The 26,566-nt window shown below is 60.5% G+C and carries 30 protein-coding genes and 1 tRNA gene; 24 read left to right on the top strand and 7 right to left on the bottom strand.

Annotated features, from left to right (window positions below):
* Positions 1–84 precede the first annotated feature (84 nt).
* From IHQ71_RS06195 to IHQ71_RS06175, 5 genes are read left to right on the top strand one after another with little or no spacing between them, the layout of a single operon-like run.
* Positions 85–1,299 (top strand): phage portal protein, encoded by a 1,215-nt coding sequence (locus IHQ71_RS06195; protein ID WP_258161078.1) that lies wholly within the window; start codon positions 85–87, stop codon positions 1,297–1,299.
* Complete coding sequence (locus tag IHQ71_RS06190) at positions 1,296–1,610, top strand: gene transfer agent family protein (protein WP_258161077.1); 315 nt, start codon at positions 1,296–1,298, stop codon at positions 1,608–1,610. The genes IHQ71_RS06195 and IHQ71_RS06190 overlap by 4 nt, the downstream gene beginning before the upstream one ends.
* A complete protein-coding gene (locus tag IHQ71_RS06185) occupies positions 1,607–3,163 on the top strand; it encodes a phage major capsid protein (protein WP_258161076.1) in 1,557 nt (518 codons plus the stop codon). Before IHQ71_RS06190 ends, IHQ71_RS06185 begins: the two co-directional genes overlap by 4 nt.
* Positions 3,163–3,786 carry a hypothetical protein gene (locus IHQ71_RS06180; RefSeq protein WP_258161075.1) on the top strand — a complete coding sequence of 208 codons (624 nt, stop codon included), beginning with the start codon at positions 3,163–3,165 and terminating at the stop codon, positions 3,784–3,786. The genes IHQ71_RS06185 and IHQ71_RS06180 overlap by 1 nt, the downstream gene beginning before the upstream one ends.
* Complete coding sequence (locus IHQ71_RS06175; protein ID WP_258161074.1) at positions 3,783–4,127, top strand: HNH endonuclease; 345 nt, start codon at positions 3,783–3,785, stop codon at positions 4,125–4,127. The genes IHQ71_RS06180 and IHQ71_RS06175 overlap by 4 nt, the downstream gene beginning before the upstream one ends.
* Before the next feature lie 14 nt (positions 4,128–4,141).
* Here IHQ71_RS06175 and IHQ71_RS06170 read toward each other — a convergent pair whose 3' ends face one another.
* Positions 4,142–4,432, bottom strand: a complete 291-nt coding sequence (locus IHQ71_RS06170; RefSeq protein ID WP_258162757.1) for an HNH endonuclease signature motif containing protein — start codon at positions 4,430–4,432, stop codon at positions 4,142–4,144.
* Between the two features lie 653 nt (positions 4,433–5,085).
* On the opposite strand from IHQ71_RS06170, the gene IHQ71_RS06165 reads away from it, so the two are divergent.
* From IHQ71_RS06165 to IHQ71_RS06110, 12 genes are all read left to right on the top strand, one after another.
* The gene (locus tag IHQ71_RS06165; protein WP_258161073.1) at positions 5,086–5,424 is read left to right on the top strand and encodes a head-tail connector protein; all 339 of its coding nucleotides are present in this window, start codon (positions 5,086–5,088) and stop codon (positions 5,422–5,424) included.
* Positions 5,411–5,845: an HK97 gp10 family phage protein gene (locus tag IHQ71_RS06160; protein ID WP_258161072.1), complete on the top strand. Its 435-nt coding sequence runs from the start codon at positions 5,411–5,413 to the stop codon at positions 5,843–5,845. Before IHQ71_RS06165 ends, IHQ71_RS06160 begins: the two co-directional genes overlap by 14 nt.
* Entirely contained in the window at positions 5,842–6,255 is a 414-nt protein-coding gene (locus tag IHQ71_RS06155; protein WP_258161071.1) for a DUF3168 domain-containing protein, read from the top strand. Before IHQ71_RS06160 ends, IHQ71_RS06155 begins: the two co-directional genes overlap by 4 nt.
* The gene (locus tag IHQ71_RS06150) at positions 6,252–6,566 is read left to right on the top strand and encodes a head-tail adaptor protein (protein ID WP_258161070.1); all 315 of its coding nucleotides are present in this window, start codon (positions 6,252–6,254) and stop codon (positions 6,564–6,566) included. The genes IHQ71_RS06155 and IHQ71_RS06150 overlap by 4 nt, the downstream gene beginning before the upstream one ends.
* Positions 6,563–6,949, top strand: a complete 387-nt coding sequence (locus IHQ71_RS06145; protein ID WP_258161069.1) for a phage terminase small subunit P27 family — start codon at positions 6,563–6,565, stop codon at positions 6,947–6,949. The genes IHQ71_RS06150 and IHQ71_RS06145 overlap by 4 nt, the downstream gene beginning before the upstream one ends.
* The gene (locus IHQ71_RS06140) at positions 6,949–8,586 is read left to right on the top strand and encodes a terminase large subunit (protein ID WP_258161068.1); all 1,638 of its coding nucleotides are present in this window, start codon (positions 6,949–6,951) and stop codon (positions 8,584–8,586) included. The genes IHQ71_RS06145 and IHQ71_RS06140 overlap by 1 nt, the downstream gene beginning before the upstream one ends.
* A 240-nt stretch (positions 8,587–8,826) precedes the next feature.
* Positions 8,827–11,292: a hypothetical protein gene (locus IHQ71_RS06135; protein WP_258161067.1), complete on the top strand. Its 2,466-nt coding sequence runs from the start codon at positions 8,827–8,829 to the stop codon at positions 11,290–11,292.
* A gap of 480 nt (positions 11,293–11,772) precedes the next feature.
* On the top strand, positions 11,773–12,204 hold the full coding sequence (locus IHQ71_RS06130) for a hypothetical protein (RefSeq protein WP_258161066.1): 432 nt from the start codon (positions 11,773–11,775) through the stop codon (positions 12,202–12,204).
* A 149-nt stretch (positions 12,205–12,353) separates the two neighbouring features.
* Entirely contained in the window at positions 12,354–12,845 is a 492-nt protein-coding gene (locus IHQ71_RS06125) for a hypothetical protein (protein ID WP_258161065.1), read from the top strand.
* A 245-nt stretch (positions 12,846–13,090) separates the two neighbouring features.
* On the top strand, positions 13,091–13,282 hold the full coding sequence (locus IHQ71_RS06120) for a hypothetical protein (protein ID WP_258161064.1): 192 nt from the start codon (positions 13,091–13,093) through the stop codon (positions 13,280–13,282).
* Between the two features lie 47 nt (positions 13,283–13,329).
* Positions 13,330–14,034, top strand: a complete 705-nt coding sequence (locus IHQ71_RS06115) for a phospholipase D family protein (RefSeq protein ID WP_258161063.1) — start codon at positions 13,330–13,332, stop codon at positions 14,032–14,034.
* A gap of 68 nt (positions 14,035–14,102) precedes the next feature.
* Positions 14,103–14,903, top strand: a complete 801-nt coding sequence (locus IHQ71_RS06110) for a hypothetical protein (RefSeq protein WP_258161062.1) — start codon at positions 14,103–14,105, stop codon at positions 14,901–14,903.
* Here the strand turns inward: IHQ71_RS06110 and IHQ71_RS06105 are convergent.
* Together IHQ71_RS06105 and IHQ71_RS06100 are read right to left on the bottom strand one after the other, a co-directional pair.
* Positions 14,838–15,452 (bottom strand): hypothetical protein, encoded by a 615-nt coding sequence (locus IHQ71_RS06105; RefSeq protein ID WP_258161061.1) that lies wholly within the window; start codon positions 15,450–15,452, stop codon positions 14,838–14,840. The genes IHQ71_RS06110 and IHQ71_RS06105 overlap by 66 nt on opposite strands.
* A 291-nt stretch (positions 15,453–15,743) precedes the next feature.
* Positions 15,744–15,817 (bottom strand) — tRNA-Gln (locus IHQ71_RS06100).
* 264 nt (positions 15,818–16,081) lie between these two features.
* On the opposite strand from IHQ71_RS06100, the gene IHQ71_RS06095 reads away from it, so the two are divergent.
* The 4 genes from IHQ71_RS06095 to IHQ71_RS06080 all read left to right on the top strand — a co-directional run bounded on the left by IHQ71_RS06095 (position 16,082) and on the right by IHQ71_RS06080 (position 19,115).
* Positions 16,082–16,378 (top strand): cupin, encoded by a 297-nt coding sequence (locus tag IHQ71_RS06095; RefSeq protein ID WP_258161060.1) that lies wholly within the window; start codon positions 16,082–16,084, stop codon positions 16,376–16,378.
* 8 nt (positions 16,379–16,386) lie between these two features.
* On the top strand, positions 16,387–17,286 hold the full coding sequence (locus tag IHQ71_RS06090; RefSeq protein WP_374990003.1) for an MBL fold metallo-hydrolase: 900 nt from the start codon (positions 16,387–16,389) through the stop codon (positions 17,284–17,286).
* Between the two features lie 252 nt (positions 17,287–17,538).
* A complete protein-coding gene (locus IHQ71_RS06085) occupies positions 17,539–17,838 on the top strand; it encodes a hypothetical protein (protein ID WP_258161058.1) in 300 nt (99 codons plus the stop codon).
* A 47-nt stretch (positions 17,839–17,885) separates the two neighbouring features.
* Positions 17,886–19,115: a glycosyltransferase gene (locus IHQ71_RS06080; protein WP_258161057.1), complete on the top strand. Its 1,230-nt coding sequence runs from the start codon at positions 17,886–17,888 to the stop codon at positions 19,113–19,115.
* Here IHQ71_RS06080 and IHQ71_RS06075 read toward each other — a convergent pair.
* Together IHQ71_RS06075 and IHQ71_RS06070 are read right to left on the bottom strand one after the other, a co-directional pair.
* Complete coding sequence (locus tag IHQ71_RS06075) at positions 19,112–20,014, bottom strand: DUF1499 domain-containing protein (RefSeq protein WP_258161056.1); 903 nt, start codon at positions 20,012–20,014, stop codon at positions 19,112–19,114. The genes IHQ71_RS06080 and IHQ71_RS06075 overlap by 4 nt on opposite strands.
* Before the next feature lie 294 nt (positions 20,015–20,308).
* Positions 20,309–22,543, bottom strand: a complete 2,235-nt coding sequence (locus tag IHQ71_RS06070; RefSeq protein WP_258161055.1) for a tetratricopeptide repeat protein — start codon at positions 22,541–22,543, stop codon at positions 20,309–20,311.
* Positions 22,544–22,691: 148 nt separating this feature from the next.
* On the opposite strand from IHQ71_RS06070, the gene IHQ71_RS06065 reads away from it, so the two are divergent.
* Positions 22,692–23,102: a hypothetical protein gene (locus IHQ71_RS06065; RefSeq protein WP_258161054.1), complete on the top strand. Its 411-nt coding sequence runs from the start codon at positions 22,692–22,694 to the stop codon at positions 23,100–23,102.
* A gap of 24 nt (positions 23,103–23,126) precedes the next feature.
* Here IHQ71_RS06065 and IHQ71_RS06060 read toward each other — a convergent pair whose 3' ends face one another.
* Positions 23,127–23,855 carry an SDR family oxidoreductase gene (locus IHQ71_RS06060; protein ID WP_258161053.1) on the bottom strand — a complete coding sequence of 243 codons (729 nt, stop codon included), beginning with the start codon at positions 23,853–23,855 and terminating at the stop codon, positions 23,127–23,129.
* Positions 23,856–24,011: 156 nt separating this feature from the next.
* Here IHQ71_RS06060 and IHQ71_RS06055 point away from each other — a divergent pair, with 156 nt between their 5' ends.
* Positions 24,012–24,941, top strand: a complete 930-nt coding sequence (locus IHQ71_RS06055; protein ID WP_258161052.1) for an AraC family transcriptional regulator — start codon at positions 24,012–24,014, stop codon at positions 24,939–24,941.
* A 100-nt stretch (positions 24,942–25,041) separates the two neighbouring features.
* On the top strand, positions 25,042–25,938 hold the full coding sequence (locus IHQ71_RS06050) for a DMT family transporter (protein WP_258161051.1): 897 nt from the start codon (positions 25,042–25,044) through the stop codon (positions 25,936–25,938).
* 55 nt (positions 25,939–25,993) lie between these two features.
* Here IHQ71_RS06050 and IHQ71_RS06045 read toward each other — a convergent pair whose 3' ends face one another.
* A complete protein-coding gene (locus tag IHQ71_RS06045) occupies positions 25,994–26,566 on the bottom strand; it encodes a DUF1851 domain-containing protein (protein ID WP_258161050.1) in 573 nt (190 codons plus the stop codon).

Below are 26,566 nucleotides of genomic sequence, written 5' to 3'. Positions count from 1 at the left end.
AAGATAGGAAAATAATCACTATAGGGATTCACAAGAGCTTCCTAATGTGAGACTCTGTTTCCAAGTTAAACGGGAAGCAGATGAATGCCTTTTACTGCCATATCGAATATTGCCAAGAAGGCCTTTGGCTATGGCGTAGAACAGAAGTCTGTATCTCTCGCCGATCCTGGTATCGGTGCTCTCTTCGGCATAGTGCCCACCGCGTCCAATATTGAAGTTGGCGTCAATGGCGCTATCCGCGTTCCTGCCGTTGCTTGTGCGATCTCGCTGATCTCTGACACTATCGGCTCGTTGCCGGCGAAGGTCTATCAGCGCGACACGAAGGCGACCGCCCGCGAACACCCCGCCTACAAGCTCGTCCATGACGAGGCCAACGACTGGACCAGCGCTTCGCAGCTTCGCGTCGATCTCACCATCGACGCGCTCATGCAGAGCAATGGCTACGCGCTCGTGTCCCGCGCATCCGATGGCCGGCCGCTCGAGCTTCACCGGCTTGAGCCTGGTAAGGTCCAGTATAACCAGGAAGACGACGGCACGCCCTACTACCTTGTGTCCGTCGATCGCGGCCAGGTCCGCTACGAATACACCGACATACTTCATATCCAGCCGTTCGGCGGTGTCTCGCCGATCGTCCTGGGCCGTGAAGCCATCGCACTTTCGATCGCCTTCGAACGTCACATCGCCAGCCTCTTCGCCAACGGTGGCCGGCCGTCCGGTGTCATCACCGCGAAGAAGTCGCTCGATGCCGACGCGAAGAAGAAGCTAGCCGCAAGTTGGTTCAACACCCATGCCGGCAGTAATGCCGGCGGCACTGCCATTCTCGATGAGGAAATGGGCTATCAGCAGCTTTCTGCCACGCTCGCCGACTCTCAGTTCGCCGAGAACCGCCTCGAGCAAATCCGTGAGATCGCTAGGCTCTTCCGCGTCCCGCCGACCATGCTCTTTGAGCTAACGCGCGGCACCTGGTCGAACACCGAAGAGATGGCCCGCCAGTTCTACACCATCACCCTCAAGCCCTGGCTCACTGCCTGGGCCTGGGCCTACGCCCGCGTGTTGCTCACGCCGGAAGAGCGCGAACTGTTCTACATCGAATTCGTCACCGACGACCTTCTCACGACCGACTTCAGCAAGAAGGCAACCGCGCTCGGCCAGTATCGCAGTATGGGCGCGATGACCGGCAACGAAGTGCGCGGCATGCTCAATATGCAGCCGCACCCGGACGGCAACAGCCTTTCAAATCCTCACATCACCACGACGCCGGCAGCGCCCGCGATCGAACCTTCCAAGGAAGACGAATGAAGCACACCGCCTATTTCGGTGACGCGACCTACACCTTCGCGCTCACCGACGACATGATTCTTGAACTCGAGAACAAGACCGGCCTGGGCATCGCCGGCTTCTATTTACGCATGAGCCGCGCCGAATGGAGTTTCGAACATATGGTCGAACTCATCCGGCTTGGTCTCATCGGTGGCGGCACGTCGCCGGCTGTCGCACAGCGCCTGGTCGATACCTACGCGAAGAACCGCGTGATTGATGAGACCTTCCCGCTCGCCTTCGACATCATCGACGCACGCTGGACCGGCAAGCCCGAAGAGGTGGCGGCATGACCGAAGTCGAGAACCTCGAGATCAAGGCCGACGTGTCGATCGATGACGCCGGCACCGTCACGGGCATCGCCTGGCCGTTCGGCTCGCCCGACAGCACCGGCGACCTGATCGAGCCGACCGCCTTCAGGTTCGCGCCCAAGGTCGCAATGATCCTCGAGCACGAACAGCGCGAAGTCGTAGGCGTCTGGGAATCTATGGAAGTCACCGACAAGGGCCTTGAAGTCAAAGGCAGCTTGTTCGTGGAAGGCGTGGCACCCGCTCGCGCGGCACGCCAGCGCCTTCGCAGCGGCATCATGTCCGGTCTCTCGATCGGATATCGCCTTCACGAATACAAGGCGCGCCCCGAAGGCGGGCGCGTCCTGACTGATCTCACCATCACCGAAATTTCGCTCTGCCGTCGCCCGATGCATCCGTCCGCGCGCGTCACCGAAGTCAAATCTCTAATTGAGGAAAGCAACATGGAAAACGAAGATATCAAGAATGAACCGGAAACGAAGAGTGACCCGGTTATCAGCGCCGACGAACTGAAGGCCCTGAAGGCACGACTCGACAAGGTCGAAGCAAAGGCCAATCGTCCGCTCGCCGCCAACAATAACCAGCCGCTCGCCGACAATGACAACGGCACCGAACAGAAGGCATTCGTCGGCTTCATTCGTCGTGGCATCGAACGTCTCAGCGCCGACGAAGTCAAGGCGCTCACGGTGTCCGTTGACGCCAATGGCGGCTACCTCGCACCCGAAGCCCTCGGCAATGAAATCCTGAAGAAGATCGTGGAAATGTCGCCGATCCGGCAGTATGCCAAGGTCACGTCGATCACGGCACCGGAAGTCAAGTATCCGCGCAAGCTCACCGGCACGGCCGCGACCTGGGTATCGGAAATCGCCGCTCGCACCGAATCCGGCATGACCTTCGAACAGGCGACTTTCACCCCGCACGAGCTTTCCTGTTTCGTGCCTGTCTCCCGCCAGCTTCTTGAAGACAACGCCTACGGCCTTGAAGGCGAACTTGTCGCCGACTTCGGTGAAAGCTTCGCCAAGACTGAAGGCCTCGCCTTCGTGACTGGCGATGGCACCGGCAAGCCGAAGGGCCTTCTGGCAGCTACCGGCATCACCGAAATCAAGACCGGCAACGCCGCCACGCTCGGCACCGACCCGGCCGCGACCATCATCGCCATGTTCCACAAGCTGCCGTCCGTCATCGCACAGAACGGCGTCTGGATCATGAACCGCAACACCCTCGGCGCACTTCGCACGCTCAAGGATGGCACCGGCCGTTTCATCATGCTCGACCCGATTACCCAGGGCGCACCGGCAACCTTGCTCGGCCGTCCGATCGTGGAAGCCATCGATATGCCCGACGTTGCCGCGAACGCCTTCCCGATCATGTTCGGTGATCTCCAGGGCTATCGCATCGTTGATCGCATCGGCCTTTCGGTTCTTCGCGACCCCTATACGCTTTCCGACACCGGCCAGGTGAAGTTCACCGCTTACCGCCGCGTCGGTGCGGACGTGTCGCACCCCGACCGCTTTATCAAGCTGAAGGTTGCCGCGTAATGAGCTTGCGGCCCGCCCATGATAAAATCAGCCTTGAACGCGGTCCTTCCCGCCGCGTCCGGTTGCGTGCGTCATTGCGGGCCGCATCCGACCTCGAGCGCAACTATGGTTTCGATCGGCTCTTTCGCCAAGTCGATGAATTCCACTATGGCACCGTCCGCGACGTGATCATGATCACCGCGACCGATCGCCAGGAAGCCGCCGCTTTCCTCGAGGCATTCTCGACCGAACCCCTTACCCGTTTCATCGCAGCAGTCCGCGCGCCCGTCGCCGATATCTGCCGCGCTTTCATCCCCCAGGCCGACCAGGGCAGCAAGCCCTCGACCGGCAAGCCGATGACCTGGCAGGAAGTCTATCGCGAGCTTTACCGCACCGCTGCCGGCTGTCTCGGCTGGACGCCTGACGCCGCCTGGCGTGCGACCCCTATCGAAATCAATGAGGCGTTCACCGGCCACATCGCCATGCTCAAGATCATTCACGGCAGCGCCGACGACCAGGCCGAACAGCCTAACGACAATTACACCGCCGAACGCCTCGAGCAGATTCATGAGCTTGGCTATGACCCCGCCTTCGATCGCGCCGGCCTGGCAGCACTCAAGGCTAAGATCGCAGGTGGCGTATGACCCGCCCGCCGCGCCTTTGCATCTGTGGCAAGATCGTTCCGCATAGCACTCTCTGTCAGTGCCAGCGCGTGGCAACCCGCGCCCGTAATGCACGCCATGACGCACGCCGGCCTTCACCGCGTGACCGTGGTTATGACCATGAATGGCGCAAGGCACGGATCGCGTACCTCGATTTGCACCCGCACTGTGCCATGCTCGGATGCGGCAAGCCCGCTCGCGTCGTTGACCACAGGATTCCCCACCGTGGCGATGATCGCCTGTTTTGGGACCGCACCAACTGGCAATCGCTTTGCACGCCTTGCCATAGCCGCGTGAAGCAGCGGCAGGAGCGCGTGCTATGAGTTCTCGCCGTGTGTTAAGGCTCGATAACCCGCATGCGCTCAAGCAGGTCCGCATTGTAATCCGTGCCGTCTCGACCGAAATGCACCCGCCGATGGCAGTTCGGGCAAAGGGCAATCACGTAGCGCGGATCATCAGGGCCGCCGTCGCTCAACCTTCGGATATGATGAGGTTCCAGGTATGGCGTGCCTCTCGCAGTTTGAAATGGTGCGGGCTGCCTGCATCCTTCGCAATCACCCTGTGCACGCGCGACAACATAATCGCGGACGCGCCTGCTACGCTCCACGACACTGATCTCGCGGAGCATCACGGCCCGACCAGGCTCAATTCTAGACGCCTGAATTGCGAGTGCACGAAGTTCGGCAAGGTCCCTCAGCGGCGGCTGTTCGGCCTCCTCAACAGCTTCTTCGACCGCTTCCAATGGGCGCAGTTCGAACACTATCGCGCGCCGCAGATCTCCGTTTCGATCCGGAGCCTGCCTAAAGTGATAATCGCCATAAACCATGACGCCCTCAAATCGCAGACCCTCGGGCATTTTGCGAAAAAGCAGCAAATCTCGCCCGTTGAGCCAGTGATCTCGGACAGCGGCATTTCCGCGGACAAATTGCATGTCCCCTATCTGACCTTCGCCAAAATATTCAAACACGCCATCGGGCCGAAGACGATCAGCGTAGCCATTGGCAAGCCCCTCTTCACCAGTGATGATGATGACCAATTGATGTGCCGCAGGAGTGATGATCCCACCTTGCTGCTGACCTGCAAAGCGTGCGTGAATATCACGACGACGATTGTAGACACGGCCTCGTTCAAATCCCCAAGTCACGATCTATCCCCCTTCAACAGTTACTTCGCTCCACTACCGGGGGTAGCTCTGAACTTCGAGCCTTGCAAGGGGACCGGCGGGGGAAGGACCGCACAAGAGAGCTTGAATATAGGTTTTTATTCCCACGAGGATTTAGAATGAGCACCATCACCCTTTCACTCTTCAAGGCGCACCTCGGCAGCGACGAACTGATCGACGCCGACGCGCTCGGCGGCTTGGCAACGGCGACCGACGAACTGCTTCAGCACTACATCGACGCCGCCGAAGCTCGAGCCGCTGGGATGCTCGGCAAGCCGCTCGCCGACCTGGCACCCGTGCCGTCCGACGTGAAGCACGCCGTGCTCTTGCTGGCAGCGCACTTCTATTCGAGCCGTGAAGCGGTCCTGATAGGCACGAGCGTCAATGATTTGCCCTACGGCGTGGCCGATTTGCTGCGCAATTATCGCGAAGAGGTGACTGGTTATGTCGCCGAATGAGCCTCTTTCTGCGCAGTCCAGGCGGCTCGAGATGCGCTTGAACGCCGTCCCGGCTGAAATCCTGGCCGCACTTCGCCCCGCTTTGATCCGCAGCGGCGACGACGTGGCGCGCAATATGGCCGCGCTCGCCGAAGCATCGCGTGACACCGGCGCGCTCATCGACAGTATCGCAGTCACTGGACCTGGCGAAACGACGCCGGCCTATGCCTCGAATGGGGGCAAGCGCACCGCCGCGCCTAATCAGGTTCTCGTGACCGTGGGCAATGACGGCGTGCGCTATGGACACCTGGTCGAATTCGGCAGCGCCAAAGCCGAAGCTCAGCCTTTTATGCTTCCCGGCTGGCGGCTCGCTCGACCCAAAATCATGCCCAGGCTCGCCCGCGCCATCACGGCCGCCATCAAGAAGGTAGGCCGCAAATGATCGAACCGACGCTCGCAATCCAGACCGCTATCCGCGCCAGGCTCATCAACACGCCGGCCGTGACTGCGCTCGTGCCGGTGACGCACATCCGCGCCGGCAGCACTCGGCCGGACAAGACGCCCGCCATCATCATGAGCAACGGCAGCACCACGTTGCACGGTCACGACTACACCGCTCAGCGTGTCGCCTGGGTCTACATGGATATTCATATCTGGACCCTGGACGAAGGCGAAGAGCGTGCGAAGGAGGTCGCTTTCGCGGTTACGACCGCGCTCGACGGTGAGATCACGATCGACGGCGGCTATTGTGATCATTTCCGCGTCACCCATAGCGCGTTCCCGCGCGACCCTGACCCCGCGTATGGGCATGGCGTGCTCGGAATTGAGGCATTGGTGAGGTGGCTCGTATGAACGCTGGCAAGCTCAATCGCGTGATCTTCATCGATCGTGAAGCGACGACCCTCAACGCGGCCGGCTACCCCGTAGCGACCTGGTCGCTCATTGGCACCGTCCGCGCCGAAGTGATGCAGCACGTCACCGATGAGGCCGGCACCGGCTACGGTGAAGCCCAGACCGATGGCATCACCTTTCGCACCCGCTACTTCAGCGGCCTTACCACGGCCGATCGCATCCGCTTCCTGGGCCGCACCTACAACGTGGTCGGCCTGGCCGAACTCGGCATCCGCGCCGGCCTCGAGATCAAGGCGACGTTGACGGAATGACCCACCTTCGCGGCGTCAAGCCGGCACTTACTCCCGATCGAGACCCGCTTGCCAAGGCACCCCGCGCGCCGGAATGGATGACGCTCGAGGCGCGTGCCGAATGGAAGCGGATCATGCCGCGCCTCATCGCCGATCGCATCATCACCAAGGCCGATCTCACGGGCGTCGAAAACTATTGCGTGGCGACTGGTCGCGTCCGTGAGATCGAAGCTCAGTTCCGTCTCACCGGCCTGGAGAAGACGCTGTTCGGAATGCAGAACCGCGCAATGCAGACCGCTCGCCAGCTTGCGGCCGAATATGGATTGTCGCCGGTGTCGCGCGCCCGCGTCGGCAGCGCCGCGAATGATGATGATGGCGACGACAACCCGCTGGCGGTGAAGTGATGGCAAGCACCTTCCCTTCCTGGGTCTACGACGACAGCCCGATTGACGACCCGCTCGGCTATGGCGAGCGCGCGGTGACGTTCCTTCGCCGGCTTCGCCATCCGGCCGCCAACAGCAACGCACCGAAGGGCGCAAACGATAATCAGCACCCGAACGCTTTCCAGCTTCACGACTGGCAGGAAAGGATTGTGCGCCGGATTTATGGGCCTCGACACCTGGACGGCCGGCGCGTGGTCGAAACTGTCTTTTGGATGATTCCCCGCGGCAACCGGAAAACCAGTCTCGCCGCGGCGCTCGCCCTCTTGCACACGATCGGCCCCGAACGCGTGCCGGCCGGCCAGGTGATCTTCGCCGCATCCGATCGCGAACAGGCCGGCATCGGCTTCAAGGAAGCCGCGAACATCGTCCGGATGGATAGGCGGCTCGAGGCCGCAACGAAGATTTACACCGCGCATAACAGCGCCAAGAAGATTGTCTTCAAGGCCGAAGGTGTCGAGCTACAGGCGATCTCGAGCGACGGCGCGGCACAGCACGGCAAGACGCCGGCCTTCGTTCTGGTCGATGAGATTCACGTCTGGAAGGGCCGCGACCTTTGGGAAGCGCTCAAGTCCGGCATGGTCAAGACCAGTGGCACGCTCATGGTCATTGCCACGACGGCCGGACGCGGCAACGAGAATATCGGCTTTGACCAGTATCACTACGCCCGTCGTGTCGCGCGCGGTGAGATCGACAATCCTGCCTATCTGCCGATCATCTTTGAAGCCGACGCGACCGACGACTGGCAGAGTGAAGAAGTTTGGCACCGCGTCAACCCTGGCCTGAAGTATGGCTTCCCGAACCTGGACGCCTTGCGCACCGCTGCCAAGGAAGCCGAACACCGGCCGGCCGATCGCTTCGCCTTCAAGCAGTTCAACCTCAATATCTGGCAGGCCCATTCCCGCGACCCGCTCTTCGACATGGCGACCTACGACGCCGGCCAGGTGCCGATCGATCTCGCCGACCTCGAGGAACTGCCCTGTTACATCGGCGTCGATATGTCGGTGAATGGCGACCTCACCGCCGTTGTCGCCGCCTGGCGACATGACGACGGCCGCATTACGATTCACCCCTGGTTTTTCGTGCCTGGCGACGATCTCAAGGCCCGCGCCGATCGCGATGAAGTTCCCTATGAGCAATGGCGCGACGACGACCTGGTAACGGTGATCGACGGGCCGGTGATCGAGCCGCACGCCGTGGAAGATCAAATCCGGGAACTTTGCGCCCGCTTCGACGTGCAGGAAGTCGCCTTCGACCCGCACCTGGCACGCATGACTATGCAGCGCTTATTCGATGAAGGCATCCCGGCAATCGAAATGCGCCAGGGACCGCTCACCATGGGACCGGCAATCGGCGACCTCGAGCGCACCGTCAACGGTCGGATGATCCGCCATGACGGGCATCCGGTGCTTCGCCATCACTTCGATAGCGTCGTCGCCAGTCGAAACGATACCGGCCTCGTGCGGATGCACAAGGGCAAGAAGACGCACCGGATCGACGGCGCAGTCGCCGCCGCTATGGCCGTATCTCGTGCCGTCGCCGGCGAAAGCAATCTCTCCAGCTACAACGATCCCGACAATGACGGGATCTTCACCTTTTGAGGACTGAAGAATGAATGACGTGAATATGCCCGGCCTGGTGGTCGATATCGAAGCCCGGATCGACAAGCTCGAGAAGGGTATCATCAAGGCGAACGCCGCTCATAGGCGCGGCTCGACTGATCTCGAGAACCGTGCCCGCCAGTCGGCTAAGCGGATGGAAGACACGTATGCCAAGTCAGGCGACAAGATCGCCGGCAGCTTCGAACGCATGTTCGCCGGCTTGCCAAGAGCGGGGCGATCGTGGCCGGTGTCGGCGCGACGGTTCTCGCCCTCAAGGAGATCGCCGACAGTGTGGCCGAAGTCGATCGCGAGGCCCGCAAGGCATCCGTCTCGACCCGCGTCTGGCAGCAGTGGACCTATGTGGCGACCGCTACCGGCATGAGCATCGACGGCGTCACCGACGCGCTCAAGGAAATGAACATCCGTGGTGCTGAATTCGCACTCACCGGCAAGGGCAGCGCCGCCGACGCATTCGCGCGCCTGGGCTACAGCGCCGATGAAGTCGCCGAAAAGTTGAAAGACCCGAACCGCTTTCTCGATGACATGATCGGCCGACTTCAGAAGCTCTCCAGCGCCGAACAGGCTTTGAACCTCGATGAGCTTTTCGGCGGCACCGGCGCCGAACAGCTTTCCAAGTTGCTCGGCTTGTCCGTCACCGAAATTCAGACGCTGCGCAGCGAGGCCGCGACCTTCAGCGACGAACAGATCGCAGCCGCAAAGAAGGTAGACGCCGAATGGTCCACGATGTGGCGGAACTTCACCATCATGGCGAAGGGCGCGGCGATCGACGGTGTCGGCGTTGCCAAGTCCGTCATTGAAGCCATTCGCGGCCTGAAGACCGAAGGCGACCTTGCGATGGAAAAGCGCATGACGCCGGAAATCATGGGGAAGCGTCTCGAGGCAGAGCGCCTGAAGAACCTCACCGCCCAGCGCCTGGCGCTCGCCGACCAGATCGCAGCCGTTGAAGCTACGCCCGTTGCGTCCTATCTGGGGCAGCGTGGTATCGATGAGCGCAACGCCGCCCTGGCCGACATGCGCCGCGATCTCGCCGGCCTGGACGCCGCTATCGGCGAAGTCACTGGCGAAGGCGACAAGCTCGGCACCTCACTGAAGAATCTCGACACGACCGCGAAGGCGGTTTCGACCAGCCTCGCTAGCAACACCGCGAGCGCCGCGAACTTCAAGAAGGCGCTCACCGACCTGAAGAACCTGGTTCCGGAATTGAAGGCGGAACTCGACACCCTGGCACAGTCGAGCGCTATGGACACCGCCTACCAGAAGGCAGCACGCTCGGCGACGTCGTGGGGCGAACTTATGCAGGCGACCGACATCGCCGGCCGCGCGAAGAGCGTGGCGACGTTCGGCAAGCACGACAATATTCTCGATCTCATTGGCTCGGTCGAAAGCGGTGGCGACTACAACGCGACCCTCGACAACGGCCGCTGGACTGGCGGCGCTCAGAACCTGACCAGCATGACCTTAAGCCAGGTCCGCGACCTTCAGCGCCAGATGCTCGCCGATCCGGCGAACCGCGCCCTTTATGGTGACGGCCAGGGATCATCCGCGCTCGGCAAGTATCAGATCACCGGCCGGACCCTTGAAGGCCTCATGAGCGAGCTTGGCCTTGCCGGCGACCAGGTGTTCGACCAGAACACCCAGGATGAGCTTGCGCGGGCACTCTTGCGTCGTCGCGGCAACAATCCGGCAGAACTGCGCAACGAATGGGAAGGCCTTCGCCGCGTTGATGATTCGACCATCCGCAACGCTTACGACGGCACGCCGACCGCCCGCACGGCGCTCGATCCGTCCGACGGTCAGAAGGCCGCGACCGATCTCGCCAAGCAGCAGGACGCCGCCCGCACGAGTTTGAACCGCACCGTCCAGGAAGGGCTCGACCTGGCACGGTTCGAACAGTCGATCTCGAGCATGTCGGCATCACAGCAGAAGATTGAGCTTCAGCTTTACCAGGCCCAGGCCGAAGCGAAGCGCAATGGCATTACCTTGTCAGACGCCGAACTCGCGAAGATGCGGGAGAAGATCAGCCTCACCCAGCAGCTTGACTCGAAAAACCAGTCCGTTGCCGCCTCAAGCGAGGGATTGCAGAATGCCCAGAAGTTCTTCGCGGAAGGCTTCACGTCTTCATTGTCGGGCTTGCTCACCGGCACCCAGACTCTCCAGGGCGCACTTCAGGGCCTCTTGAACAGCCTGGTCGATGCTGCCTTACAAGCGGCGTTGCTTGGCAAGGGACCGCTCGCCGGCCTGTTCGGCGGTGCAGCGGGCGGCAGCGGCATCTTCGGCGCGCTCCTCGGATTCAGTGAAGGCGGCTACACCGGAAACGGCGGCAAGCTCCAGCCGGCCGGCATTGTCCACCGTGGCGAGTATGTCATGAGCGCTGTGGCGACCCGTCGCTTGGGCGCGGCTAACCTCGAGGCGCTCCACACTGGCGCGCTCAAGGGTTATGCGTCCGGCGGCTATGTCGGCAACGCGCCGGCCGTCCGCAGGCCCGATCTCAAGGCCGGCAGCGACAATGCGACCCAGGCGATTTCTATCTCGGCACCGATCACGGTCAACGGCTCGGCTGGCACGCCGGCACAGAACGACGACCTGGCAAAGAAAATGCGCCGGGAGATGGAGGGCACCATGCGCGGCCTCATCGTATCTGAGATCATGAAGCAGCGCCGCCCCGGCAACATGCTCAGCCGGTAGTGCCTTTGACTCGAGGATGGTTCATGGCGCGCTCGATGCACCTTGCGGTCATCTTTCATCATGCCGGCCAGGAAGACGCTCAGTGACTCTCTATGTGGATTCAGCGGCACGACTCCCAATTCACCGGGGCTATGTCTGGCACGGGCGCGGAGCGGCCGGCCGGACCATGCCGGTAGTGAACGGGATAGTTGGTTCTCTCCCATGCCGGGAACGTGAACTTTTGCACGTTACTTTCTACTCTCTTATAAGATGTAGTAATACAAAATACATTTCTATGATAAAGATAATAGATAATACGTGCAAAAGTTCACGCTCCCGGGAGGGTGTTCGCGTAACGTGCGAAAGTTCATGAAAATTGGTTCGGCTTCTATCAACGTCCCGGCATGGCGTTACGTGCAAAAGTTCACGAAACTAAGCGTAAGCCTCCATTGACATATTACTAGAATACTGGTATTCCTAATCATCGCAATAGGAGATACCATGAACCCGACTAACTTGAAGCTTCCGCCCCGCCGCCTCGACCAGTTGAAAGCCATTGGCGACAAGCTCGGCTTGTCCGTCGCCGACACCGTCGCACACTTGATCCGCAAGGAGATTGCCGCCGGCACGATCCCCGACACTATTCCTGGCATCCTTGTCGAGAAGGTGAAGGATGGCGTGAAGGTCGCGATCGATAACGGCGAGGCCCGCACCTTCCCCAAGGAAGCAGCGGTGTCTTTTGCTCAGACGATCCGTGGCGTCGTAGATGGCAATCAGCCCACCACGATCGGCCTGAACAAGGGGAGTGACTATGCGGTGATCCGGCGCGGCACCGGATACAAGATCATGGTTCCGTTTCCTGGGAAGGATAACAGCTTCTCCGGCGATCTCGCACGCGACTTCGCCGACCTCATCGAAAGGGCAGCGGCCTGAATAGATGAAGGCCCGACGGTGTGCATACGTCGAGCCTTCTGGAGCAATGCCGCTAAACATTGATAACCGAAAGTAGCAAAATGGACGAAGATTGTCAACAGGCATTGAACGATGACGACATGTGCATCATCATCCGTGAACCTGTGAAGATGACCGCCTACGACCGCCGCTTCACCGAATTGAGGGCGCTCCAGGCCAAGCGTGATCGGCTAATCGAATGTGAACCCATTAACCCGCAGGTTCTCGCCGTTGTCGAGCGCCAAATCGAGAAGGCGCAAGAGCGTTTTGAGATCGAGGGCAAGCGCGGCCTGGAGGATATCTGGCGCAAGCGCCACGGCATAGACGAATGGCGCGCCGGTCCCGGCAAGGAAGAATATAATGCATCACGTCGCACCGTGCGGGCCACGCCGAACGAAAAGCTCACCGGCTGGACCCTCGAGCAGAAGGAGCGGCGGAAGGCCGACAAGCGGTCCGACAACGGGTGGATCAAGCGAAGGCAGGAAAAGGGCTGGACCGAAGACCAGATCAAGTGCGGGCTTATCGTAAGGCAGGGTGAGCGCGCGGCGACCCGCAAGGGTCAAGAGCAGACGACCTTGGACCAGGCCACTATGGAGCAACTGCCGGGCTACGGATCGTTTTGACAATCGTCTGCATCCGACCGCCATCTTGCTATAATGAAATCACCGGCCAGAAACTCGTCCTTCCTGGCCGTCGCCTCGCAGCGAACCCGCACCGGCCGGTCATCCGGTGCGGGGATGTGTCCTGAAGCGAAGTAAGTAAGCGCTTATTTATCACGTAAAATCAATTACTTGGGTAGTTTTTCTGATTGACATCACGATTCCCGACGTGCGACTCTTCAGCCGCAAACTGACCTCAAGGGAACATCATGGACATCCAGCCGACCTACCGCCCGGACGACAACTATCACCACATGCTCGACCGCCTCGAGCATATCGCCAGGAATTTCGACCAGGCCGCGCCTGACGATCTCCGCACACAGATCATCATCGCCGTGGGCGAGATCGGAAACGTCTGGCCGGTGTCGTGCCAAGGCGATTCGTCCGGTTGCGAGATTTGACACTGCGATCACACGGTGCAACGATACGGATTAGGACGGAGGATCAAATGGACGCTGGCGAGCAATATGCCTTACTCGGGAATCTTCTCCAAGATCAGCCGGATTGGGAACCGGCCTCTGTATTGCAATGGATGGGTCGCGTTTACGCGGCAGTCAAATTCATTTCAAATGTCGATGCCGCCAGAATTGAGGTCATCATGGCAACGGCGCACGTCGCTGAGAACTATTCTTTGGTCACGCAGACCAATTCGATTCTCTACAAACTAATCGCCGTAGCAGAGATGAAGGCGCCGGCACCTGTTCGAGGCGCATTTATTGCGGCAGCAAGCCCTCTCGACGCGCTTAACGCAGTAAGCAAGGTATTGTCCACGGCGGCCACCACCGTGAGGATTGTTGACCCTTACATGGACGACAAGGTGCTTACAGATTTTGCTGTCCTCGCGCGGGAGGGTGTGAAGATCGAACTGTTAACCGATGTGCATACGGTAAAGCCCTCATTCGTGCCGGCTGTGGTTCGTTTTTCGGCACAGTTCGGCGCGAAACGGCCTGTAGAGGCCCGCGAGTCACTTCCGCGTCAACTGCACGACAGACTGTTCATCTTGGACCAGAAAGAAGTCTTCGTTCTCAGCCAGTCTTTGAATGGGCTGGCGGTTCGGTCTCATGCTTCGGTCATTCGAGCCGACCCGGAAACCGCGAGCCTGAAAGTGGCCGCATATGAAGCCATCTGGCAGGGAGCAACTTTGGTCCCCTGACCAGGGACATGTCGAGAAGTAATGATTCAGCCGAAATTCTAAACCCTGGAGCGTGAGGACAACTCCCTGTGAAATATGCGAGAGAGAAGCAAGTAAGTTCGCTCCGGAGTTTTGTTGACGGCGCTTTTTGGACCACGATCGTGTTCCTTACGGTTTTTATGCTCTTAGACTTCAAGCTTTCTGAAGCGGCCTGGATTGGCATGCTTGGAAGCATCGTCGTCGCAATATTTACGATTGCGGCGGCTTGGTTTGCGCTAGCCGGCAGTCGTGCTCAGATCAACCAGAATTACGACCTGGAGGAAGAGCGCAGATTGAATTCTCTGATCGCCGCTCGCGCGGTCTTACCAGCGATACTGTCTGAGATGATAACGGCGGCCCAAAACAATATCAGGCTGAGCTTCGAACCTGGTCACGGGCCAATTGGAAGCAAACTGCCAGACGCAACGTTTTTCATGCCCATTCCCACCGACCTCATTCCCCCATACAAGCAGTGCATTGAGCATGCCGACCCTTGTTCACAAGAGCGCCTGGCTAACGTTCTCCGCTATTTTCAAGTGGAACAGGCCCGGCATCGTTCGCGTGAAATACAACAACTACAACCTGCCCTGCAGAAAGTGGCCTATACAGTCCAGATGCACGATGCCATTTCAAGTGCGATTGGATGGGCGGTGATTCATGCACTTATCGGTGACATCTTTAAATATGCTAGGGGCTCTCAGCCCTCAATACCCATGTCGCTAGACGCAAACAAAGTCCGCGAAGCGTTTCTTCTAGCCGAAATAACGTTGGAAATGTATCCAAACCTAGTTGAGATCCTTGAGGGTAGAATTAACGCCGGAAGCATTGAGCGCAATTGGGCTTCTGGGTGAATTTCGGCGCAATTTGAGAGTGTGCCACCACTGGTTTTTCACTCGAGCATTTAGCCGTGCTCGATACGCCGCGATATATTTATAAGCGTTAACGTCGATAGGGTTCTCAACCCACGCGAGCAGCGCCTTGCCGTCGTCCCCATATATGAACTTGACCTGGCTCTCGACAAAGTCATTTGCAAACTCGCGTGAGAGGCCTCTAAGAGAACCGGCCACAAGAATTGCGGCATACCCTTCAACCAAGTTGAGATACGGCTCGTGCCAGTCATCGGGATTTTCTCCCGCTCGCAATGCTTTAGCTTCAGCGATAGAGGCGGAGATTCGGTCATGCAAGCCCAAAACCAATTCGGCGTGGGTGAGCTTAGATGTGCGAATATATTGATAGAGGCCAGCGCCGCCGAGAAGCACGGTCGCTGCCGTCATGACAATGTTTGTCCAGTCTGAAACTGACAGTTCCAGATACCAGGGCAAAGCCTCGGGTATTTTTTGCAACGCGCCTGAGATTGCCCGAAGCACCGCACCGATTTGGTGAAGTGCAAACTCAATCATTTCTTCGGGGAATTGCTATTGCCGGTTTGATTTGTGTTTTGCGATGGGGTTCCGCCGGACGGGGCGGGCCGCAAGCCCGTTGCACTATAACCGTTTTGGATAATCACACGCGGCGGACGAATCTTGCTGCCATCGCTCATTTTCGATTCCTTTAAAAATTGAATTCCTGTTTAGCATAAACGCAAGCGATTCAGAAGCCGGCATTGTTCCAACTGTATCAACCACAAGATTGTAACACTTAGCAGTCTCTAAAATATCGTAAGTTATTGTTTTTGTTGATTAATGCGTTGATGGCTGGGGCGCCTGGATTCGAACCAGGGGTGCCGGTACCAAAAACCAGTGCCTTACCGCTTGGCTACGCCCCAACTGATGTGCCGGGAAAATCAACCATCCCGGCGCGAGTATGGCCGCCTCATAGCAAATGCGTTTTGCGCAGGCAACGGCTATTGCGGAAAAAGCGGCAGGGATGTCGGGCAGGCCGATCGCCGCACGCTATGTGGCCGTTTGTGATCCGCGCGTGGCCGGCGACCGCATCTTTTCCATCACGGGCCGCAATGCGGTCACAAGAATTTGTGACTTTACCCGACACGCCAAAGCCCTAAAGTCGAGGTCACGATTTGGAGTGCCACATGCCCGGTTTCAAAGCCCGCCCGCCTGCCGAACCCACCATTCTTCTCGATGACGCCGTTGTGCGCGTGACGCGCTGGGATTTCGTGCCCGGCGCCGATACCGGCCACCATGTGCATGGCATGGGCTATGTCGTGGTGCCGATGACCGACTGCAAATTCCTGCTGGAGGAAGAGGCCGGCGAGCGCCGCGTCGATATGGCCAGGGGCCAGGTCTACCGCCGCGAGGCTGGCGTGGCGCACAATGTCGTCAATGGGGGGACGGAATTCATGTCCTTCATCGAGATCGAATACAAGTGAGCGAAGAGCTGGAATTTTCATTGGATTTTACCCCTGCCCATGGCGAGGCCGTGCCGGTCGCGCCGCTTGTCGAACGCATCACCGCGCCGAATGCCAGCCCGTTCACCTTCCACGGCACCAATACCTACATCGTCGGCGGCAAATCAGTCTGCGTGATCGATCCGGGGCCTGACAACCCCGCTCATTGGCAGGCGCTGATGAAGGCGCTGAGAGGCCGCAAGGTCACCCATATCGCGGTCAGCCATACCCATACCGATCATTCGCCGCTGGCGAAGAAGCTGAAGGAAATGACCGGCGCCAGGACCGTCGCCGAAGGGCCGCACCGCCCTGCCCGGCCCTTGTTCCACGGCGAGGTCAATCCTTTCGCCGAGAGTTCCGACACCGATTTCCGGCCCGACATCAGGGTGATGCATGGCGACAGGATTTCCGGCGACGGCTGGGTGCTGGAAACGCTTCTCACCCCCGGCCACTGCGCCAACCATGCCGCCTTCGCGCTCGACGGCACCGGCATCGTCTTTTCGGCCGATCATGTCATGGCGTGGTCGACCTCGATCGTGGCGCCGCCGGATGGTTCGATGGCCGACTATATGGCATCGCTCGATATGCTGCTCGGCCGCGACGACCGGATCTATTTCCCCGGTCATGGCGGCCCGGTCGAGGATCCGCCCGCTTTCCTCCGGGGCCTGCGCACCCATAGAAGGATGCGCGAACGCGCCATTCTCGAACGGATCCGGGGCGGCGACCGCAAGATCACCGAAATGGTGGCCGCGATCTACCGCGCAACCGATCCGCGCCTGCATGGTGCAGCGGCACTTTCGGTGCTGGCGCATATCGAGGATCTTTCGGCGCGCGGCGAGATTCTTTCCGCCGGGCCGCCGTCGCTGGATGGGGAATATGAAGCGGCCTGAGGACGGCCTGCGTGATCTCGCGGCAGCCGCCTGACGTCAATCAGCAGCCCGACCCCGTTCTTAAGTTAACGGCAGTCGCGTCCTGCGGGTCTTCTGACAGACTGGCTGGGTTTCGTCTACCACTGTGATCGGACGAACCGGGACAATTCTTTCTCACGAAGCCCCGCCGAATGTTGTACGGAATGATTGCTCTTCTTCCGCCGAAATGTCCTAAAGACTCTCCAGAAGTCATTGCCGCAGCGGATGGTCAGGATGCTTTATTACAAGACAGCTTATGTCTTAGCGATATTCCTGGTCGGGTTCGGCAGCGGTGTCGCATCGGTATATTATCAACCCGGTGACGACATCATCATTATTGCCATGGGGCAGTTGATCGTCTCCGTGCTGACATTTCCGTTGGGTTTCATCGCCACCGCGATAGGGTACGCCGGTGTGTTCACGGGATTCATCACGCCCTTGGAGGCATTGCTTGTCACGACGCCGGTTCATGCCGTGCTGGGTTATGTCCAGTGGTGGCGGCTGTTCCCGTGGCTCTATCGCAGCCGCGTATAGTCCCCATCAAGCCTCGCGAAAGACCTCGCCACTATCATCGGCAAGTCATGACCGTGCCCACCCTTTCCATCTGCGTGCCGTCGCGCAACCGCCAACGCTATTTCAAGGAGACGGTTCGTTTTCTCCTCGAAAATCCGCGCCCGGACGTGGAATTCGTCTTGGCCGATAATTCCGATGATCCCGGGATCATGAACAGGTTCATGGCGGGTATTTCCGATATCAGGGTGAAATACCTGCCCGCCGGTCCACGCGCCTATTCCATGCAGGAAAACTGGGAGCGGACGGTGGCGGCCTCGACCGGCGCCTGGGTCAGCGTGATCGGCGATGATGATTTGATCGATCCCGATCTCGTGGATGCGCTCAATATCGCCCGGGCCTTGAAACCCGGGCTGGAGGCCTTCGCCTGGTCGAACCTGAAATACGACTGGGCTACACCGGACAAGCGGCCGGGCAATGTGCAGGTGCCGCTGGAGGCGACCTTCCACGACATGCCGCAGCAGTTGATCTTCCGCCGCGCCTATCGCTGGGACGATGCCGGCGTCACGCTGACCTGTGGTTTCTCGGTCTACCACTCGGCGATCTCGCGCGATCTGCTGGACCGGGTCATGGCACGCTTCGGCGGCCGCTATTTCGAGCATCCGACGATCGATTACGACAATGCCCTGAAGAACGCGGCGCTGGGGAAAAACTTCGTCTATTGCCGGCGGCCGTTCTCGATCTTCGGCACCTGTCCGGAAAGCAATACGGCGGCGGCCTGGAACCCGAAGCTGTTCAGCGAGGCGATCGAACGGTTCAAGACGGAGGTCGGTCGCGATTACGATCGCGATCCGTGGATGAAGGATTTTCCCTTCCATACTATGCTCGGCATGCCGGCCAGCGTCGCCCAGGTGCAGCAGTTCATGCGCGTGAAACACGGCATCGGCCTGCTGGACTGGGAGCCGAATTTCGCCCGCGCCTGCGCCGCCTATTGCGGAAAATTCGGCGAGCGGGACAATTTCGACCTGATCGCAAAGGGCTTCCACGATGCGTTTGCGGGCTGGAGAGGAGCCAAGTTTCTCAGGTATTTCCAGCCGGAATTCGTGGGCCGACGCGAGGGCTATGTCTATACAGGACTCGTTGGCAGCGACCTCTATGTCGAAGACAATGTCGGCGGCGCAGGCTCGCCGACAGAATTCTATCGGGCAATCAATGGCCTGCTTGAGCGGCCGGCAAATCTCGTTGCGGAACTGCGCACGGCGACCAAGGATTCCACGGTGATTTCAAGGCTTGCCGCCTAGTCTCCCGCGATACCGAGCAACTCGGCGTCGAGTGCCCGGAGATATTTCTCGATGAAAGCAACGCCGGAACCGAGATCGTGGTCGCCGTAGCGCGATGCGACCCGGACATCGACCAGCGTGGTTTCCGTCTCTTCGTGCAGCCTGATCAGCACATCCTGGCGGAAGCCGAAGACGAGGGTACGTTTTTCGCCCTGGATCGAGGGTTCGCCCCGCGGCAGGGCGTTTTCATCCACGCCGAAGTTTTCGGGGCGCGGCAGGGGAACCGGTACATCGAGTGCATCGGGCACCACGTCATCGGTCTTTGCCTGCTGGTCGGCGGGCAGTTCCTGCAGCGCCAATTCAGGCGCGCCGCGCTCGAACTTGATCGCAAGGCCCTGATCCACCGCCACCTTGCGCGCTGCCGTGTAGACGCGGTCGAGTGCGCCTTCGTAGCGGCGGCCGGTCAGGTCGCGCCATTTGGCGAGTTGCGCCTGGCGGTCGGCGGCGCTGACCGGCTTGCGCGGGCCGAGCCATGACATGTCCTCGGGCGGTGCTTCGATCCATTGCGGCGGGTTGGCGAGATCGGTCGAGGCATCGTAGATCTGCGGCAGGTTGAGGTAATTGAACCCCGCGATGCAGAAGCACGAAAGCGGCAGAATGGAAAAGAAGAGTGCGGTGGTGGCCGCCTTCCCGCCGCGCGCGCCCTTGAACCAGAGTGCCGCGATGCCGATCAGCGCCATATAGACCGCCAGCGCCGCGATGACACCCGCGGCCACCGCCACGGCCAGGAAGGACGGCGTGTCGAACGGGCCGAAGCGGTGCATGCCCCAGGCGGCAATGAACATGAGGAAGGCGAAGACGGCGAGCCTGCGGGAGAGGAAAGCTGCCCGCGACACGGGGCGCTCAAAGCGGACGGTCATGCATGCCTCGTCAGAGCGTTTCATTGTTACATGGAATCAGTTCTGTTGGCTGAAACGGAGTCGAATGGTCGACCGGCCCGTTTCAGCCAACCCTCCCGCAGATTTGCTGAAGCAAATCTGCAAGACATTAGAATCGCCGGTCGTCGCGATGCGCGACCGGTGGGCCGGGCATCTTTCCGCCAGTCCCTGCGGCGCCGGTCTCGGTCGTACCTATGGGTACGACGCTCGCCCGCCGCCTTGGTCCTGACGAAAACCTGTTCCGGCAGAACTGCTTCCATGTAACAATGAAGCGCTCTAGCCCGGACTCTCGATCATGCCGAGATACGCTGCTTCCAGATTACGGGCAATGGCGGCTGTGGAAAAGAGCGCGCAGGACGGGATGTTTTCCTGGAGTCGCTGCTTCAGTGTGACAGAGGCACCCTCGGTCGATCCGATGGCGACGGCCCGCTCGACATAATCCGCGATACTCTCCGTCACCAGATCCGGCAAGCCCGCCGCCGTGACGATACTTGCGCCGACGCGCCTGGCGAACGTATCGCCGCGCAGGGTTAGCACCGGCAACCCGGCCCACAGCGCGTCGCTGGCGGTAGTGTGGGCGCCATAGGCGAATGTGTCGAGGAACAGGTCGGCCAGCCGGTGGCGCGCAAGATGTTTCGCCTTCGGCAGCCGGTCGGCAAAGATGAGACGCGAGGGGTCCAGCCCACGCTTTTCGGCTTCTCTCGCGATGTTCTCGGCCGCCGCGGCATCGGTGCGGAACAGCCAGAGCACCGAACGGGGCACGCGATTCAGGATCGCGACCCAGCCATCCAGTACCGCAGCATCGATCTTGTAATTCATCGAGAAGGAGCAGAACACGAAGGCATCATCGGGCAGGCCGAATTCCGCCCTTGACACCGGCCCGGGATCGATAGGCGCCTGATCGTCATTGGCCTGGTAGCAATCCGGCAGACGAATGATTTTCTCGCTGAAATCGGCCTCCGAACCAACGGGCGCAACAATCGGATCGACGATCACGAAATCCATGAAGGGCGAGCCCATCGAGCCGGGATAGCCGAGATAATTGACCTGCACCGGCGCGACGCGAAGTGCCAGCACTTCCGGCCGTGCATGTGCCGTATAGCCGGCGAGATCGACGACGATATCAAGCTCGGCCTCGCGCATCAGCCGCGCCGATGCCGCGACGTCCAGGTCCCTTATGTCCTCGAAGCGATTGGAGCCCGTGACAATGCGCCTGCGGTAGGCGCTCGCGTCATCCGGGCCGAGCGACCAGCTTGAAATCTCGAACCGTGTGCGATCGTGGCTCTCGATGACGCCGGCCATCAATTGCGCGATCGGATGCTCGCGGAAATCCGGCGACAGATAGCCGATACGGATTCGGCCGCCTGCCGGCTTCGAGACCGGCACATGGTCTCCGGCATCGATCGCCCAGCTCTCCGCCTTCTTCAAGGTCTGCCGTCCATGCGCTTCGGCGGCCCGCAATTGCGTCGCGCCATCCACCATCAGGCTGAGCAGGCCGAAGGGCGGCGGGCCATCGTCCATATTATCGACGAACGCCGGGGCCATGACCAGTTGCCGCAACGTCTCTACCTGCCAGTCGATGCCATCCCAATCGCAAAGTTTGCGGCGGATCGAGATGAGTGCCGAGAGCGTCCTGGCGCTGGCGGACCGCAGAGTGTGGCATCGGGAAATGGCATCACGCGCGCCGGTGAGATCACCGGTCTTCTCCCTCGCATTGCCGAGATTGAACCAGGCGTCCGCCAGGTTCGGCCGCATTTTCGTCGCCTGCTGATAAAGCGCCAGCGCTTCTTTATGCTGCCCGCGCTCCTCGACAAGCGTGCCGAGATTGTTGGCGGCATCACCATTGCCGGGGTCCAGGGCCAGCGCCTTGCGGAATGCCGCCTCGGCCACATCCCGCTGCCTCAGATCCATCAGTATCCGACCGATACTGGCGTGAAAACCGCTATGGCCGGGAAAGCGTTCGGCGGCCTCACGCGACACAGCCAATGCTGCCTGGACATCACCGGACTTGTGCAACGCCGATGCCAACCCCTGCCATGCCGGGGCGAGTTGCGGCGCGAGCATGGTGACTTCACGGTACGCGCGCGCGGCGGCGGCATGATCACCGGATTCGTTGAATGCATGCGCCAGATTGTTGCGCGCCTCGCCGAATTTCGGGGCGAGCTTCACCGCCCTCTCGAGCGCGGCGATTCCCTCGGCAACCTTGCCCGATCGGCAGAGCGCGACACCGAGATGATTGAGGATCGCAACATTGGCGGGCGCCAGCATGACTGCTTTCTTGAGTGCCTCGATGCCTGCGGCGAGGTTTCCGGCCTGCAAATGGCAGACCCCAAGCATATGCGCCGCCTCGGGATTAGCCCGCGCCAGGGCTACGGCCTTCTCGACGATCGGCAACGCCTCGGCCCCTTTGCCCGCGGAGAGCAACCGGCCCGCCTGATCGAGCAACGACCGCACGGGCGACGGCACAACCACGCCCTGCCTGAGCGGCGGCATAACTCGGTTTTTTGCCATCAAAAGCCGCTCCCCATGCGCCGAAAACAAGGCGAACCAACATGCTTCCGTGGGCCCTGTCAACGCGCCAAATCGGGGGCGCCGCAATTTCGCCAATCTTTCCAATGACTCTCCCCTCGCGCGGGGGCGTTGAGCAGGAGTTTTTGTTATGCAGACGACACCCGAGAACCAGGCAATTGTCCCTTCAACAGCCAAGGGCACGCCTTCGGCTGGCAAATCGACACCGGTCGAATTCATCGAACTGGGCCTCGGCCTCGAAATGCTGCTCGAAACCCATCCTGTCTTTGCCGATGCCGTCAAGGCCGCGCTGATGCCGCTCGACGGTGAATTCCTGTTCGAACTGCCGCATGGCGACAAGCCCGAAGGCAAGGGCCGCGTTGCCGCAATCCGGCTCGCTTATGCCGGCGCCGACGAACAGCGCCTCGCTTTTGTGATCCTCGCCGATGACGGCATCGAGACCTCCGTGGAAGCCGCCGACGGCCAGCCTGAGCATCTCACCAGTTTTGCCGAAGCCTTTGTCGACGTGCTGGAGCGCCTGGAAAAGGCCGGCGCGCACTAGCACGCCGAACCTCCGTTTTAGATCCTACCAGCCAAGTTTGCCATTGTGATTGAGGAAGGCGGCGGTGACGCCGTTCATCTTGTTGTTGGCGAGCGCAATGGGAATTTCCGCCGCCTGCGCCACACTGCGATAGCCTTGTCCGCCATTCATATCAGTGGCCGTAAAGCCGGGATCGACGGCGTTTACCTTGATGCCATGCGGCTCGAGCGCCTTCGCGAACGAGATCGTGGCGGCATTGAGCGCCGTCTTCGAGCTGTTGTAACCCAGCGCATTGACGCCATGGAACTCGCTGCCGCTATCGAGCAAGGCGGAGATGGAGCCGAGTTCGCTGCTGATCATCACGACCTGTGCGCCTGATGCTGCCTTGAGCAGCGGGACGAAGGCCTGTGTTACGCGGATCGGCCCGAAGACATTCACCTCATAGACCTGCTTCACGTTGGCGATCGGCTCTTCATCGGGGGTATAGGTAAAGCCCTCGGCGATACCGGCATTGTTGACCAGCACGTCGAGCTTGCCGGTCTGGGCTGCGAGTGATTTCGCGGCCTTCGCCACACTCGCATCGTCGGTTACGTCGAGCGGCAGTACATGCACCTTGTGGCCCTTCGCCCGAAGCTTTGCCGCGGCCTCCTCGCCGCGCTTCTCGTCGCGGCTGCCAAGCCACACTTCGTGACCCGCCTCGGCAAGCTGGCGGGCGATTTCGTGGCCAATGCCCCTGTTGGCTCCGGTAACCAGGGCTGTTTTCGTCGTTGTCATTGCTGCGTCTCCTGTTGAACACGGAGCGGAAAATGGTGTGTGATGGCGCCGGGGCGTGAGCCGGATCGTGGCGGATTCCTGCCCAATCCTGTCAAATCTTCGCCCAAGAAACGGGTGGCGCTTGACTGGTAAAACTGCGATTGCCATGTGATGGTGATGCAAGACACGATCATGGAAATGCGCCAGCTGGCGCTCACCCATTCGAAAAGCCGCGAAACGGAAACAGCGATTCCGCGCGTCGTCATTTCCCGCTGCGAGCACTGCGAGGCCCCGACTGGTCCGATGCCTGCCTTCTGTGAGCCGATGATCTGCCTGATCCTGCAAGGCGCCAAATGCATCCTGATCGGCGATAAGGCGCTGCATTACGACCAACCGAGTTACTTTATCTCCACGATCGACGTACCGGCGACCGGCGAAATCTATCGTGCCGGGCCTGACCGGCCCTATCTTTCGATCACGCTGAGGTTCGACCCAACTGTTATCTCCGACGTCCTGCTCAGCATGAAAGACAATGTGCCTCCAGCATCGACCGATCCCGGCTCCGGCTTCGGCCTTGCGCCCGTGACGCCTGATTTGCTCGATTCATGGCTGCGGCTGCTGCGCCTGCTCGATAGGCCGAAGGATATTGCCGTGCTCGGGCCGCTGATCGAGCGCGAGATCATCTATCGCCTCCTCGGCGGGCCCTGCGGCGGCATGCTGCGCCAGCTCGCTACCGGCGACAGCCGCCTCGGCCAGGTGCGCTGCGCGATCGGCTGGATTCGCGACAATCTGGCCCAACCCTTCCAGGTCGAGGATCTCGCCGCCCGCGCCGGCATGAGCGCCTCGGCCTTCCATCGCCATTTCAAAGCGGTGACGGCGATGAGCCCGGTCCAGTACCAGAAGCGGCTGCGTTTGCATGTGGCACGACGTCGGTTGATCGCCGAGGCCGGCGATGTGGCGCGCGTCGCGTTTTCGGTCGGCTATGAAAGCGCCACCCAGTTCGGCCGCGAATATGCAAGGGAGTTCGGCATGTCGCCTGCACGCGATGCGGCGCGACTGCGGAGACTGGATGCCGGGGATAGTGCGGAGATGGCGCGGGTCGCCTGAGTGGCGACAGAGCCAGTTCCTCGCCCGGCGGGCTTGCATTGCTTGATGTGACCGCTATGGAAGGCACTGCATTTTTCTCCCAGGTCCTTCCGATCAAGCAATGTCCCAACTCTCAGAAGCCTCCCCTCAAAGCCGTTCCACGTTCATCGTCAGCATGCTCGCTTTGCTCGGCGCCGCACTCGCAATGAGCATATCGCCGAGCCTGGTGCGCTTTGCCGATGTCGGACCGCTTTCAAGCGCCTTCTGGCGCGTGTTTCTGGCCGTGCCGGTTCTCTGGATGTGGATGAGGGCGGAGGAGAGCCAACCCGGCCAAAGCAAGGGCAAGAGCTGGTCGCTGCCGATCCTGTTGACGGGGCTGTTCTTTGCCGGCGACCTGTTGCTCTGGCACCTCGCCATCATGAAGACCAGCATTGCCAATGCCACCTTCTTCGCCACGATGGCGCCGATCTGGGTGGTCATTTTCGGCTGGCTGGTCCTGAAGCAGAGAGTCTCGCGCTCGACGCTCGTGGGGCTCGGCCTTTGCCTAGTCGGCGGCACCACGTTGATCTCCCAGAGCCTCGGACTCGATGCCGCCCGCGCGGTCGGCGATGCGCTGGCAATCGGCACCGGCGTGTTCTTCGGCCTCTATTTCCTCGCTGTCGGCGCGGCGCGCAAGGATACGGGTGCCGCCCGCGTAACCTTCGAGATGAGCCTGATCACCATCGCGATCCTGCTTGTCGCGGCGCTGGTGGTCGAGGGCGATATCATGCCGCACTCGGCCAAGGGCTGGGGCGTGCTGCTGGCGCTCGCGCTGGTCAGCCATGCTGGTGGACAGGGCCTGCTTTCCGTCGCGCTCGGCCGGCTGCCGACGGTGTTTTCGTCGCTGGTCATCTTCCTCGAAGCCGTCGCGGCTGCGGGTTTCGCCTGGGTGCTGCAGAACGAGCCGGTGTCAGTGCTGCAGGCGATTGGCGGCGCGATCATCCTCGGCGGGATATGGATTGCACGGCCGAGGGGATGATTTAGCTGCACGAGGGCGGCATGCATGACCGAATGCTCAGGCTTAGCGGCGCATTTCAAATCTTCTCAATGATAAGACCCATTATGTGCCAATAGACATCGATATTGGACAGTTCCAGGTTCGTCAGGTCATCGGCGCCACCGAGAAACAGAGGCACCTTGTATCCGGCGCACTCGTCATACTTCGGAGCCGGATTACCCTCCGTACGCCATGCCTCAAAGAACTTGCTGGCAAGCGCGGCATCATGGTCGTCGATTAGCTCGACCTCGTGGAATGTCCGAAGGTTGGAGGGCACTTCCAACGCCTCTCCGGTGCCCGGCTCGAGCATTACGACCGCTGGCTCTCCGTCGACAAGCCGGTCTTGCTCAAGCACGAAAAGACGCCCGAGCCAGTCATAGGCAAACGGAATTGCGTCTTGATGCGCCGGAAAAGCGAGTTTCAGCCGACCACGCCAGTCTTCCATCTCGGCAGGAATGATGACCCGATATATCCCTTCGCCGAACGAGGCCCCGCCAAACTCTCGAAAAAAATCAGGGAGCCCGGCAATTGCCGGCGTGCCCGCCATTTCTGCGCCGGAAGCACGTTGCCATGGATCCTTCGAATAGTTCGCGCGGAAGACGGGAAACAT

The organism is Rhizobium sp. TH2 (assembly GCF_024707525.1).
Lineage (GTDB): Bacteria > Pseudomonadota > Alphaproteobacteria > Rhizobiales > Rhizobiaceae > Rhizobium_E.
The sequence above is the reverse complement of the archived record's forward strand: the minus strand, read 5'-3'. Positions and strand labels throughout refer to the sequence as shown.